An 11568-nucleotide genomic window follows, 5' to 3' on the forward strand; every position below is an offset into this window, starting at 1 on the left:
ACGGGCGGCGTCGCCGGCGCGCCGGGCGCGGCCGGGGCCGCCGGCGGCCGCAGCGCGTCGAGGTCGACGCGGCGCGAGGCCAGCGTGCCGTGCACCCCCTGCCGCATGCCGACCACATAGGTCAGGTCGCCCGCGGCATCGGCGGCGGAGGAGGCGAGCCGCAGTCCGGTCAGCACCGCCCCGCCGGAGAAGCCGAATCCGCGCTCTGCGAGCTGGAATCCGAGGGTGAGGTCCTTCACCGCCGGCAGCGGCGTGCCGGCCAGCGGCGAGAGCGCGGCAAGGTCGGGCGCGGCGAGCGCAACCTGCAGCGCCACGTCGCCGATCCGGCGCGGGTCGCCGATCCGCCCCTTCAGCGTCGCGGAGGCACCGGCGGCGGTGGCGACCAGGTCGACCGGCAGTGGGCCTTCGGTTCCCGGCCGCAGCAGCATGGGCGAGCCGGTGGTGCCCTTCAGCGTCACCGGCACCCCGTTGAGCCGGCCGCTGCCGTCGAGGACCAGCGGCGCCTCCGGCCCGGCCTGCTTCGCGGTAAGGCCGGCCAGCGCCAGGCCGGGCAGCAGTGGGTCGAGCGGCGAGGCGCCGATCGAGACGTCGAGGCCGGTCAGCGCCTGCCGCCCCGGCCCGGCATCGGCCAGGCCGACCCGGGCGCGGAGGTCGCGCAGCGGCGGCAGCGGCACGTCCGGCAGCAGCGGTACCAGCGCCTGGGTATCCGGCACCGCGGCGGAGAGCACCGCCTTCCAGCCGCGGCGCTCCTTCGGCTGGTCGATGCTGCCCTCGAGTGTCGCGGTCGCGCCAGCGGCGGCGAGGGTCAGGCGGACCGGCCAGGGTGTGCCGGGGATGGGATCGATCAGGCCGAGCAGCGGGCCGCTCGAGCCTTCCACCGCAATCGGCGCGCCGTCGAGGGTCAGGCTGCCGCGGCCTTGCACCGGGCCGCGATCGCCATCGGCCACGACCTCGAGCCCGGGAATGCCGAGGGTCCGGCTGGCGCCGGTCCGGCCGTCGCGCCAGGTGACGCGGCCGTCCTCGATCGCCACCCGGCCGACCGAGAGGTTCAGCCGCCGGCTGGCCATCTCCGCCGGGCGGGGCTCGGGCGCCGGGGGCGGTGTCGTCGCGGCGGGCTCCGGGCCGGCCGGGCGGCCGAAGTCCCAGTTCGGCCGGCCCTCGGCATCGGTCTCAAGCAGGATGTCGGGCGCGACCAGCCGCAGCCGGCGGATCTCGACCTCGCGCGACAGCAGCGGCAGCAGGGCGAGTTCCAGCTCGACCCGCCGGACCTTGGCCATCTCGGGCCGGCTGCCGCCCGGCATGTTGGCGAGGGCGGCGCCCTCCACCGTCAGGGTCGGGACGAGGGAGAATTTCACCCCGATCGGCCCGGCGAGCGTCAGGTCCCGCCCGGTCGCCTGCTTCACCGCCGCCTCGATGCGCGGCTTCTGGCCGTTCAGGTCGAAGCTGGCGAGGAAGACCCCGGCCGCCACCACCGGCACGCCGACCACCGCGGCCAGCACCCAGGGCCAGCGACGGTGGCGGCGCCGGGCGGGGGGCTCGGGCAGCGGCTCGGGGAAGGCGGTTTCGCGTGGCATGCGGCCCTAACGCTTCGAGACGGGGGCGAGGTGGCGAGGCTTCGGTGTCTTCGGCGCCTCGAAGCCGAAGAAGCCGAAGGTTTCCTTCATATGGGGCGGCAGGGGCGCGGCGGCCTCCAGCATCCCGCCCTCGGGATGCGGCAGCCGCAGTGCCCTCGCGTGCAGGTGCAGCTGGTTCGGCAGGCCGTCCATATGCGCGGCGATGCCGCCATACTTGCCGTCGCCGAGGATGGGCGTCCCCAGCCCCTCGGCGCAATGGACGCGCAGCTGGTGGGTGCGGCCGGTATGGGGCTTGAGTTCGAGCCAGGCGGCGCGGCGCTTGGCGCCGTCCAGCGTGCGGAATCCGGTGATGGCGCGCTGCCCCTCCTCGGGGTTGTCGACCGCCACCATGCGTTCGCCGCGCGGGCCGCCGACCTTGGCGAGGGCGAGCTCGATCCGTCCCTCGGCCAGCTCCGGCTGCGGCACCACCACGGCCCAATAGGTCTTCTCGACCTCCCGCCCGCGGAAGGCCTTTGCCAGCCAGGCGGCGGATTGCGCGGTGCGGCCGAGGATCAGCACGCCCGAGGTGTCGCGGTCGAGCCGGTGCACCAGCCGGGGGCGTTCCTCGGCCTCGAACTGCAACGCGTCCAGCATGGCGTCGAGGTTGCGGAGGATCCCCGGCCCGCCCTGCACCGCCAGCCCGTGCGGCTTGTCGAGCACCATGACGCTGGCATCGCGGTAGATGACCATGCGCTCGAGGTCCTGGGCGTCCTCCGGGGAGACCGGGAAGCGGCCGGGCACCGGCTTCGGCCCTTCCGGCAGCGGCGGGATGCGGACCTCCTGTCCCTCCTGCAGCCGGGTATTGGCTTCGGCCCGCTTGCCGTCCACGCGGACCTGGCCGGTGCGGAGCATCTTCTGCAGCGCACCCTGGGTGAGCTGGGGGAAATGGCGGCGGAACCAGCGGTCAAGCCGGGTATCCGCCTCGCCCTCCGCCACGGTGAGGTGAGTGATCGACATGCCGGACGCTATAGCACGGCCAAGGCCACGCGCATGGCACCAACGGCACCGGCCAGAAGCGGCAAGCTGCGGCGATCGCGGCGCGTTTCAGCACCTGTCCAGCCTGTTACCCCGGCGGTGCTTGCGTCAACGCGGCAGGTCGAGCCGCGCGATGGTCTGTCCGGGAACAACAGTAAAGCAGTTTTCTTTACTTCCGGTGAATACTTCGGGGACTGGGATACTTTGACTGGAATGTGGCAGGCCGGGGCCTGACTTGACACGCACGCAGATGTGGGGTCTTTGCAGCGGCATGGCACGCATACCCCCCCTTGCCGTTGCCGCAATGCTTGCGGTCTTCGGCCTCGGCGCCGCCGACCGGACGCTGCTGCCCGTGGCAGCGGCGGCCGGGATCGATGACGGGCATGCCCTTGACGGGCAGGCGTCCTACTACGCCCCGCAATTCTCCGGCCGGCCGATGGCCAATGGCCAGCGCTTCGACCCGGCATCCAATACCGCCGCCCATCGCACCCTGCCCTTCGGCACCCGGGTCCGCCTGACGAACACGGCGAATGGCCGCACGGCGGAGGTCGTCATCGCCGATCGCGGCCCCTTCTCGCACCGGCGGATCTTCGACCTCAGCCCGCGCACGGCGGATGAGCTCGGCATGCGCCGGGCGGGCGTGGCCCGCGTCGTCGCCCAGCCGCTCGGCCGGCAATACGAGGAAGTCGCCGAGGCGCGCTGAGCCGCGCGCCGACTTCGGCAGGGAACCCATGCCGGCGCCATGCGTCGACCCCGCCATGACCCGCATGATGATCACGGCGACCGGCGCGGCGCTCCTTCTTGCCCTGTCCGGTCCTGCCGCCCCCGCCGAGGCCGCCGGGGGCGCGCGCAAGGCACAGCCGCAGCGCGGCACGGCGAGCTACTACGCACCCAAGTTCAACGGGCGCCGCATGGCCAACGGCAAGCGGTTCAACCCGAACGCCAACAACGCCGCGCACAAGACCCTGCCGCTCGGCACCACGGCCAAGGTGACCAACCTCGACAACGGCCGGACCGCCGAAGTGACGGTCGAGGACCGCGGCCCCTATGCCCGCGGCCGGATCATGGATGTCAGCCCCAAGACCGCCGCGCAGCTCGACATGAAGAAGGAAGGCACGGCGCCCGTGGTGGTCGAGCCGGTCCGGGTACCGGACAGGGACGAGCGGCTGGCGGGGCGATAGGCTCCGCCCCGCTAACCCACCTTTTCCCAGGCCAGCTCGAGATGGTTCACCACGCCCTTCACCATCCGGAGTGGCGGCTGGAGCACGACGCGCGCGCCCTCGAACCGTACCTGCCGCACCTGATCGGTGCCGATCCTGTTGGCCGGATGCGCCGCATCCACCCGGGTCGAGAGCACCGTGCCGTCGAAATCCCAGACCCCCGTGTAGGCGACCCAGAAGCGCGTCTCGCCCGCGGCGGGCGGGCGACTGTCGCCGAGCGCCGCCATCATGCGCTCCGCGTCGAATTGCACGGTGCCGATGGGGGTCGGCCCGAATTCGGAAGGAATGATCCGCCCTTCCGGATCGCGGGCCGTCACCTGCACTAGGCGCCAGATGCCGATCATCTTCTCTTTCATCGTCTTCCCCCGCGTCACAGGCTGCGGCGCCCGAGCCAGAAGCACAGCGCGAAGGCGGCCAGGCCCAGCGCTAGGCTCGCCGCCACATAGACCACCGCCAGCCACCAGGCGCGCTGCCAGAGCAGGCCGGTTTCCAGCGAGAAAGCGCTGAAGGTGGTGAAGCCGCCGAGCAGGCCGGTGACCAGCAGCAGCCGCCACTCGCCCGAGATGCCAAGGCCGCCGAGCGCGCCGATCGCCGCACTGCCGAGCACGTTCACCGCCAGGGTGCCCCAGGGAAAGGCGGTGCCGAGCGTTTCGATCGCCAGGATCGAGATGCAGTAGCGCAGCACCGATCCGGCGGCGCCGCCACCCGCGACCAGCAGCAGGGACGGCCAGCCGAGCGCGCTCAACGCTTCACTTTCCTCGCGCGGATGGCCGCCCAATGCTGCATGCGCTCGCGGATCGCGGCTTCCGCGCCGCGATCGGTCGGGCGGTAGAAGCTCGCGCGCGGCATGCCGTCGGGGAAGTAGTTGGCGCCGCTGAACGCCTCCTCCTCGTCGTGGTCATAGGCATAGCCGGCGCCGTAGCCGAGCTGCTTCATCAGCTTGGTCGGCGCGTTCAGGATATGCGCCGGCGGCATCAGGCTGCCGGTTTCCTTGGCCGCCCGCTGGGCGGCGCCCCAGGCGGCATAAACGGCATTCGACTTGGGCGCGGTGCCGAGATGGACGACGAGCTGGGCAAGCGCGAGTTCGCCTTCCGGACTGCCGAGCCGTTCGTAGGTCTCCCAGGCCGCGATCGCCAGCGGCAGGGCGCGCGGATCGGCCATGCCGACATCCTCGGCGGCGAAGCGGGTCAGGCGGCGGGCGATGTAGCGCGGGTCCTCCCCGCCCTGCAGCATGCGGGCGAACCAGTAGAGCGCGGCATCCGGGTCGGAGCCGCGCAATGATTTATGCAGGGCGGAGATGAGGTTGTAGTGCTCCTCCCGGTCCTTGTCGTAGAGCGCGGCGCGGCGCGCCAGCAGCTCGGCCAGCGCGCCCGGGTCCATCGGCGCGGTGCCCTCCGGCAGCGCGGCAAGCTGCTCGGCCAGGTTCAGCAGGTAGCGGCCGTCGCCGTCGGCCATGGCGCGCAGCGTCGCGCGCGCGGCGTCATCCAGCGGCAGGGGGTGCCCGGCTTCCGCCTCCGCCCGCGTCAGCAGCAGGTCGAGCGCGACGTCGTCCAGCCGGCGCAGCACCAGCACCTGGCAGCGCGACAGCAGCGCGCCGTTCAACGCGAAGGAGGGGTTCTCGGTGGTGGCGCCGACCAGGGTGACGGTGCCGTCCTCGACCACCGGCAGGAAGCCGTCCTGCTGCGCCCGGTTGAAGCGGTGGATCTCGTCGACGAAGAGCAGCGTGCCCTGCGCGGCGCGGCGGCGCAGCCGCGCCTCGTCGAAGGTGCGCTTCAGATCGGCGACGCCGGAGAAGACCGCCGAGATCTGCACGAAGGCGAGGCCGGCGCGTTCCGCCAGCAGGCGGGCGATGGTGGTCTTGCCGACCCCCGGCGGGCCCCAGAGGATCAGCGAGGCGAGCGAGCCCCGCGCCAGCATGCGCGTCAGCGCGCCCTCCGGCCCGACCAGGTGGTCCTGCCCGACCACCTCCTCCAGCGCGCGCGGGCGCAGCCGGTCGGCGAGCGGACGCGGGCCGGCATCGGCGGAGGTCGGCGCCTCGCCGGGCGGCGGGCCGAACAGGTCGTCCGGCGCGGATGCGGGAGAGCCGGCCGAAGCGGATACGGGGGTCTGGCGGGGACGGGCGGCCATCGGGCCACGATAACCCGCGGCGGATGGCGAGGGCAGCCCCGGCGCTTGTCGCCGGCGCTCCCGGCTCCCCTGTCCGCGGAGTCCCTTCGGCACGGGCGTCACGCAGCGGCGAGCCGTGGCACCGGCCGCCTGCCCCTGCGTTGTGAAAACATGCAAAGCTTCAACGCGCTCGCGCCACATTGCGCCTTCATCCTGCTCGCGCTGCTGGCCGGCCTGGTCGCGGCGTTGAGCCTCGGCGGCCATGCCTTGACAATTCTGTCGCCACTCAACCTCGGTGCCCTCGTCTTCCTCGGGCAGTTCAGCACTTTCGTTGCCTTGGCCGGCCTCGGGCTGCCGCCGACCATCGCCCAGGGGGCGGCGCTGACGCTGGGCGCTGCAGCAGCCTGGACCGACGCGCGATAGCCCGCGATCACTCGGAGTGGCCAGATCCGGCCGGTGGATCGTTGGCTCGACACCGGCCCAAGCGACGGAGGATCGGCGGATGCCGGACAGCATGGACCTGAGCCGCTTCGTCACCGCGCAGGACCCGGTCATCGACCAGGTCCGCGCCGAACTGCTGGCCGGCCGCAAGCGCAGCCACTGGATGTGGTTTGTCTTCCCGCAGCTGCGCGGCCTGGGGCAAAGCGCCATGGCGCAGCACTACGGCCTCGTCACGCTGGCGGAGGCGCGGGCCTATCTCGCGCATCCCGTGCTGGGAAAACGGCTCAGGGATTGCACCGCGCTGGTCAACGCAGTGCAAGGCCGCAGCGCGGAGGAGATCCTCGGCAGCGTGGACGCGCAGAAATTCCGCTCCTGCCTGACGCTCTTCGCCGCGGCCGAGCCGGGCGAGGGACTCTTCCGCATGGCGCTTGACCGCTACTACGCTGGCGTGGAGGACCCAAGGACCCTGGAATTGCTGCAGGGCTAAGCACATTCGGATCGTTTGCAAAGCCGCTCCCGCTATCCGGACGGTGCCGCGCGATGGCGATCCGCTTCAGGCACAATTCGGCGCGAGCCCGCTTTGCAGCGCCGAACCGACCAGGGCCGCTGGCGTCACCCCATCCGGGACCGCACCGGATCGGAGAGAAAACGCATGCATCGCCTCGCGGCCCCTGCCCTGCTGCTGCTCGGCCTTGGCGCCTGTTCCACCCCGCCACCACCGGCGGCGCCGCAGCCCGAAGCTTCAGGCCCGCCGGCGCAGCGCGGCGAGGCTTCCTATTACGGGCCGGGCTTCGAGGGGAAGCGCACCGCCAGCGGCGAGCGCTTCGACCCCGGAGCCAATACTGCGGCGTCCAAGACCCTGCCGCTCGGCTCGGTGGCGGAGGTGACCAACCTTGAGACCGGGCAGTCGCAGAGGGTGCGGATCACCGATCGCGGCCCCTACGTGAAGGGCCGCGTCGTCGACGTGACGCCAAAGGTCGCCGAGAAGATCGGCCTGAAGCACAAGGGCACCGCGCCGGTCGAGGTGAAGCCGGTCTCGGCCCCGACCGAAACCGCGGCGCGCTGAGGTCGCGGCACCCGCGTCCTTTTCCCACGTCCGGACGTCGGCCGCCGCCGCGCGGCAAAGACCGCCGCTCAGAAACGACGGGTAGAACCTGGGGAGGATCGGATTTCCCTGCCCAGGCTGCTTCCCGGATCAGGCTTCCAGGCGCTCGCGATAGGTGCTCGGCACCATCGTCCTCACCTGCCGCGCCCGCTTCTCCAGCCAATAGGCGCTGGCAGGCGGGACGAGCGCGAAGCGCGGGTCGACGCCGAGCTTCTGCGCCGCGTCCATCGGCCAGTTCGGGTTGTACAGAAGCTCCCGCGCCAGCGCGATCAGGTCGGCCTCGCCCTTCTGCAGGATTTCCTCGGCCTGGTCGGCATGGACGATGAGGCCGACCGCCATCGACAGGATCCCCGCCTCCCGCCGCAACCGCTCGGCATAGGGCACCTGGTAGCCATAGCCGATCGGGCCGGCGCTGGTGACCGGCGCGCCGGACATCCCGCCGGACGAGCAGTCGATCACGTCGATGCCCCTGGGCTTGACCAGCTTGGCGAGTTCCACGCTCTCGGCCGGACCCCAGCCCACGTCGTCCTCGACCGAAAGCCGCAGGAACAGCGGCTTGTCCTGCGGCCAATGGCGGCGGACCTCCTCCACCACCTCGATGCAGAAGCGCATCCGGCCCAGTCCGTTGCCGCCATATTTGTCGTTGCGGCGGTTGGAGAAGGGCGAAAGGAATTGGTGGATCAGGTAGCCATGCGCGCCATGGATCTCCAGCACCTCGAAACCCGCCTCATGCGCGCGGCGGGCGGCTTGGCCCCAGCGGAGGACGAGTTCCTTCACCTCCTCCCGCGACAGGGCGCGCGGCAGCGGGTCGCTGTCCGGGGAGTTGACGGCGGAGGGAGCGACGAGGTCCCAGGCATCCCACTCGGCGGGCTCCAGCGCCTCCACGACGGCGTCGCGGGTCAGCGGCGCACCGCCCTCCCAGGGCCGGAAGCGTCGCGCCTTCCGGCCGGAATGGCCGATCTGGATGCCGGCGACGCAATCCTGCGCCCGGATGAACTCGACGATGCGCGCCAGGCCGGGGATGAAGGCGTCGTCCCACAGGCCGAGGTCGCCCATGGTGCCGCAGCCGCGGCGCTCGACCTTGGTGCTCTCCACCATCATGAGGCCGGCGCCGCCCGCGGCGTAGCGCCCGGCATTCATGAGGTGCCAGTCGGTGGCGAAGCCGCGCACCGCGGCATACTGGTGCATCGGCGCGACCACGACGCGGTTCTTCAGGGTCACGCCCCTGATCTGCATCGGCGTGAACAGCAGCGGTCCGGCCATTCCTGCGTTTCCTCTCGGCATTCGCGGGCCATGCTACAGGCCCGGGCGCAACTGGGAAGAAGGGCGGGCGGATGGCGGACAAGGTGGCGCTGGTGACGGGCGGCGCGCGCGGGATCGGCGCGGCGGTGGCGGCACGCTTCTCCGCGGATGGCTGGCGCGTGGTGATCGCCGACCGCGACCTGGCGCGCCCGCCCCACCCGGCGCGCTGCGTCGCGGCCGATGTGTCGGACGAAGCCGCGGTCCAGGCGCTGGTCGCCGGCATCGCCGCGGCGGAGGGACGGCTCGATGCCCTGGTCTGCAATGCCGGCTTCATGATCCGCAGGCCGCTGCGCGACCTCGCCCTGGCGGAGTGGAACGCCGTGCTTGGCACCAACCTGACCAGCTGCTTCCTGCTCGTGCGCGCGGCGGAGGCGATGCTGCGCGCCGCGCGCGGCGCGGTGGTGACCATCGCCAGCACGCGGGCGCACCAGTCGGAGCGGGATACCGAAAGCTACAGCGCCTCGAAGGGTGGCTTGGTCGCGCTGACCCATGCCTTGGCGGTGAGTCTTGGCCCCGAGGTGCGGGTGAACTGCGTCAGCCCCGGCTGGATCGAGACCAGGGGCGCCGCGCTCGCGGCCGAGGATCATGCGCAGCATCCCGCCGGCCGGGTCGGGCGGCCGCAGGACGTGGCGGCCCTGGTCGCCTGGCTCTGCGGGCCGGAGAGCGGCTTCGTCACCGGCGCGGAATTCGTCACCGACGGCGGGATGACGCGGAAGATGATCTACGCGGAATAGGCTTGGCTACAGCGGCTTGCCCTCGCTCTTCGCCCAGTTCGCCATCAGCGTGTTGCTGGGCAGTCCATTGTCCACCACCTTCCGCGCCGTCTCGCCGCCCGCCACCGGCAATCCCTTCGGATCGAGCAGGCCGACCTGCACCAGGACGGAGGCCTGGTCCCAGTAGATGTGCTCGTGCACCAGCTTGTCGCCCGCGAAGCGGACGATGGCGACCAGCGGCACCTCCACGCGCCGCCCGGTCGGCGGGATGCCCGGCAGCATCCAGTCGATCTCCGAGGTGTGGGTGAAGGAGAAGATCATCTCGTCCACCAGCTGGTTCTCGCCCACCGTGCGGCTGACCGGCTCCAGCGCGGTGTCGGGAGGGTTCGCGCCGACGAAATGGTACTTGTAGAAGCGCTTGAGCTGGTCGTGCCCGACCCCGCCGGTCATGGTCGGGATGTGGTTGACATAGGGCTGCGGCACCATCGTCGCCATGGTGGCGTCGACGTCGCGGGTCTCGAACTCGTGCCGGCAATGTGCCTCCCACAGGGCGGCGAGGTCGTGGGGCATGGCGTCCTCCTTCGGGGTGCGGCGCGGATTGCGTCGGGGCACCGGGCGGGCGAGCATCCTCCCACCCAAGGGAAGCACGCCGCCATGCTCGACAATCCGCCCCTGCTGAAAATTCATCGCGGCCATGCCCGGCCCGACCCGGCGCTGCTCGAGCGCTTCCGCGGCGCCCAGACCTCGCACCTGGTGGATGCCATGGACGGCCGCGGCGCAATGGACTGGCAGATCAAGCCGATGGACGCGGCGACCGCATCCTTCGTCGGCCCGGCGCTCACCGCCTTCGCCTATCCGGCCGATGTTGTCGGCGTCTTCGGCGCGCTGGGGGAGGCCGAGGCCGGCGACGTCGTCATCGTCGCCAATGACGGCTACCGCGCCACCGCCGTGGTCGGCGACATCGTCATCGGGCTGATGCGCAACAAGGGCATCGCCGCCTTCGTCACCGATGGCCTGGCGCGCGACCGCGCCGGCATCGTCGCCACCGGACTGCCGACCTTCGCCGCCGGCATCGTGCCCACCTCTCCGGCCGCCAACGGCCCGGGCGAGGTCGGCGCGCCGGTGGTCTGCGGCGGCGTGCACGTGCGCAGCGGCGACATCGTGGTGGGCGACGCCGATGGCGTCGTGGTGGTGCCGCAGGACCGCGCCGAGGCGGTGCTCGCCGCGCTCGACCGGGTGCGCGCGGCGGAGGTGAAGGCGGTCGCCGCGGTCGATGCCGGCGCCACCGAGACCGCCAAGCTGCGGGCGATCATGGCGGGCGCCACGGTGATCGGCGGCTAGACCCTCGCCTGCAGGACGAACAGCGCGCCGTCCACCGGCGCGCCCTTTTCCGTCCGCAGCACCGCGTCCGCCCGCGCCAGCACATCGAGCCCCGCCGCCCCGGCCAGCGCCGCCACATGCACCGGGTCATGGCGGTAGCGCATCGCCTCGCCGAGCGCGAAAGGCGCCCCCGCCCCGGCCTCCACCGAGAAGGCGGCGAACCCGCGCGGCGCCAGGGCGCCGGCGACCGCCGCCAGGGCCGGGCTCAGGTCGCCCAGGTAGTTCAGCACGTCGGCGGCGGCGATCAGCTCGAAGCCACCCGGCCGCCCCGGCAGCCAGTCCAGCAGGTCGGCCTCGTGCAGCGCGTCATACAACCCGCGCTTCCGCGCCTCCGCCAGCATGCGGGGCGACAGGTCCAGCCCCTCCAGCCGCCGCGCGAAGCCGGCCAGCGCCGCGCCCGAAAGTCCGGTGCCGCAACCGAGATCGAGCACCCGCAAGGCCCGCCGCGGCACGACCCCGGTCTCCGCCAGCAGCCCCGCCAGCAGCGCCGGGGTGCGATAATCGAGCCGCCCGGTCAGCTCGGCCTCGAAGCGCGGGGCGAATTGGTCGAAGAGGTCGCGCACATAGGCGGCCGGCGCCCGGTCCGGTGCCGGGGCCGCGCCCAGCGCCGCGAGCAGGAAGCGCGCCTGCCCGGCCAGGTCCGGCGCATCCCCGGCGCGGTCCAGCGCCGCCGCCGCCGCCGCGGCCGCACCGGCCGCATCGCCGGCCTCGCG

Annotated in this window: 15 protein-coding genes; 7 read left to right on the top strand and 8 right to left on the bottom strand. The window is 72.4% G+C overall.

The genetic code is table 11. The features are described from left to right. Positions 1–1574, bottom strand: a 1574-nt coding sequence (locus E2C06_RS33065) for an AsmA family protein (RefSeq protein ID WP_133292820.1), incomplete at its 3' end; no start/stop codon positions are given. 6 nt (positions 1575–1580) lie between these two features. Beyond that, positions 1581–2570 carry an RluA family pseudouridine synthase gene (locus E2C06_RS33070; RefSeq protein ID WP_133292821.1) on the bottom strand — a complete coding sequence of 330 codons (990 nt, stop codon included), beginning with the start codon at positions 2568–2570 and terminating at the stop codon, positions 1581–1583. 289 nt (positions 2571–2859) lie between these two features. Here E2C06_RS33070 and E2C06_RS33075 point away from each other — a divergent pair, with 289 nt between their 5' ends. Then, positions 2860–3291 carry a septal ring lytic transglycosylase RlpA family protein gene (locus E2C06_RS33075; RefSeq protein ID WP_241671588.1) on the top strand — a complete coding sequence of 144 codons (432 nt, stop codon included), beginning with the start codon at positions 2860–2862 and terminating at the stop codon, positions 3289–3291. A 28-nt stretch (positions 3292–3319) separates the two neighbouring features. Then, positions 3320–3769, top strand: a complete 450-nt coding sequence (locus E2C06_RS33080; protein ID WP_133292822.1) for a septal ring lytic transglycosylase RlpA family protein — start codon at positions 3320–3322, stop codon at positions 3767–3769. 11 nt (positions 3770–3780) lie between these two features. Here E2C06_RS33080 and E2C06_RS33085 read toward each other — a convergent pair whose 3' ends face one another. Genes E2C06_RS33085 through E2C06_RS33095 form a run of 3 tightly spaced genes read right to left on the bottom strand, consistent with a single transcriptional unit; the run spans position 3781 to position 5935 of the window. Then, the gene (locus tag E2C06_RS33085) at positions 3781–4152 is read right to left on the bottom strand and encodes a lipocalin-like domain-containing protein (protein WP_165982829.1); all 372 of its coding nucleotides are present in this window, start codon (positions 4150–4152) and stop codon (positions 3781–3783) included. Between the two features lie 26 nt (positions 4153–4178). Next, complete coding sequence (locus tag E2C06_RS33090) at positions 4179–4553, bottom strand: CrcB family protein (protein WP_133292824.1); 375 nt, start codon at positions 4551–4553, stop codon at positions 4179–4181. Further along, entirely contained in the window at positions 4550–5935 is a 1386-nt protein-coding gene (locus E2C06_RS33095) for a replication-associated recombination protein A (protein ID WP_133292825.1), read from the bottom strand. Before E2C06_RS33095 ends, E2C06_RS33090 begins: the two co-directional genes overlap by 4 nt. 150 nt (positions 5936–6085) lie before the next feature. Here E2C06_RS33095 and E2C06_RS33100 point away from each other — a divergent pair, with 150 nt between their 5' ends. From E2C06_RS33100 to E2C06_RS33110, 3 genes are all read left to right on the top strand, one after another. After that, a complete protein-coding gene (locus tag E2C06_RS33100; protein ID WP_133292826.1) occupies positions 6086–6337 on the top strand; it encodes a hypothetical protein in 252 nt (83 codons plus the stop codon). A 79-nt stretch (positions 6338–6416) separates the two neighbouring features. Continuing rightward, positions 6417–6842: a DUF1810 domain-containing protein gene (locus E2C06_RS33105; RefSeq protein WP_133292827.1), complete on the top strand. Its 426-nt coding sequence runs from the start codon at positions 6417–6419 to the stop codon at positions 6840–6842. A gap of 165 nt (positions 6843–7007) precedes the next feature. Then, positions 7008–7421 carry a septal ring lytic transglycosylase RlpA family protein gene (locus E2C06_RS33110; RefSeq protein WP_133292828.1) on the top strand — a complete coding sequence of 138 codons (414 nt, stop codon included), beginning with the start codon at positions 7008–7010 and terminating at the stop codon, positions 7419–7421. A gap of 129 nt (positions 7422–7550) precedes the next feature. Here E2C06_RS33110 and E2C06_RS33115 read toward each other — a convergent pair whose 3' ends face one another. Further along, positions 7551–8723, bottom strand: a complete 1173-nt coding sequence (locus E2C06_RS33115) for an NADH:flavin oxidoreductase/NADH oxidase (RefSeq protein WP_133292829.1) — start codon at positions 8721–8723, stop codon at positions 7551–7553. A 71-nt stretch (positions 8724–8794) separates the two neighbouring features. On the opposite strand from E2C06_RS33115, the gene E2C06_RS33120 reads away from it, so the two are divergent. Next, positions 8795–9496, top strand: a complete 702-nt coding sequence (locus E2C06_RS33120; RefSeq protein WP_133292830.1) for an SDR family oxidoreductase — start codon at positions 8795–8797, stop codon at positions 9494–9496. A gap of 6 nt (positions 9497–9502) precedes the next feature. On the opposite strand, the gene E2C06_RS33125 is transcribed toward E2C06_RS33120, so the two are convergent. Further along, a complete protein-coding gene (locus tag E2C06_RS33125) occupies positions 9503–10045 on the bottom strand; it encodes an ester cyclase (protein WP_133292831.1) in 543 nt (180 codons plus the stop codon). A gap of 84 nt (positions 10046–10129) precedes the next feature. On the opposite strand from E2C06_RS33125, the gene E2C06_RS33130 reads away from it, so the two are divergent. Further along, on the top strand, positions 10130–10816 hold the full coding sequence (locus E2C06_RS33130; RefSeq protein ID WP_165982830.1) for an RraA family protein: 687 nt from the start codon (positions 10130–10132) through the stop codon (positions 10814–10816). Here E2C06_RS33130 and E2C06_RS33135 read toward each other — a convergent pair. Next, positions 10813–11568: class I SAM-dependent DNA methyltransferase (locus E2C06_RS33135; RefSeq protein ID WP_133292833.1), on the bottom strand; the 756-nt coding region annotated here is incomplete at its 5' end. The two genes, E2C06_RS33130 and E2C06_RS33135, sit on opposite strands and share 4 nt — an antisense overlap.

This window comes from Dankookia rubra (assembly GCF_004355005.1).
Taxonomy (GTDB): Bacteria; Pseudomonadota; Alphaproteobacteria; order Acetobacterales; family Acetobacteraceae; genus Paracraurococcus; species Paracraurococcus ruber_A.

Bases quoted from the DNA above. Each gene is read 5' to 3' on its own strand.
- E2C06_RS33130 (WP_165982830.1), top strand. From the start codon at position 10,130: ATGCTCGACAATCCGCCCCTGCTGAAAATTCATCGCGGCCATGCCCGG.
- E2C06_RS33125 (WP_133292831.1), bottom strand. From the start codon at position 10,045: ATGCCCCACGACCTCGCCGCCCTGTGGGAGGCACATTGCCGGCACGAG.
- E2C06_RS33105 (WP_133292827.1), top strand. From the start codon at position 6,417: ATGCCGGACAGCATGGACCTGAGCCGCTTCGTCACCGCGCAGGACCCG.
- E2C06_RS33070 (WP_133292821.1), bottom strand. From the start codon at position 2,570: ATGTCGATCACTCACCTCACCGTGGCGGAGGGCGAGGCGGATACCCGG.
- E2C06_RS33075 (WP_241671588.1), top strand. From the start codon at position 2,860: ATGGCACGCATACCCCCCCTTGCCGTTGCCGCAATGCTTGCGGTCTTC.
- E2C06_RS33080 (WP_133292822.1), top strand. From the start codon at position 3,320: ATGCCGGCGCCATGCGTCGACCCCGCCATGACCCGCATGATGATCACG.
- E2C06_RS33115 (WP_133292829.1), bottom strand. From the start codon at position 8,723: ATGGCCGGACCGCTGCTGTTCACGCCGATGCAGATCAGGGGCGTGACC.
- E2C06_RS33085 (WP_165982829.1), bottom strand. From the start codon at position 4,152: ATGATCGGCATCTGGCGCCTAGTGCAGGTGACGGCCCGCGATCCGGAA.
- E2C06_RS33095 (WP_133292825.1), bottom strand. From the start codon at position 5,935: ATGGCCGCCCGTCCCCGCCAGACCCCCGTATCCGCTTCGGCCGGCTCT.
- E2C06_RS33100 (WP_133292826.1), top strand. From the start codon at position 6,086: ATGCAAAGCTTCAACGCGCTCGCGCCACATTGCGCCTTCATCCTGCTC.
- E2C06_RS33110 (WP_133292828.1), top strand. From the start codon at position 7,008: ATGCATCGCCTCGCGGCCCCTGCCCTGCTGCTGCTCGGCCTTGGCGCC.
- E2C06_RS33120 (WP_133292830.1), top strand. From the start codon at position 8,795: ATGGCGGACAAGGTGGCGCTGGTGACGGGCGGCGCGCGCGGGATCGGC.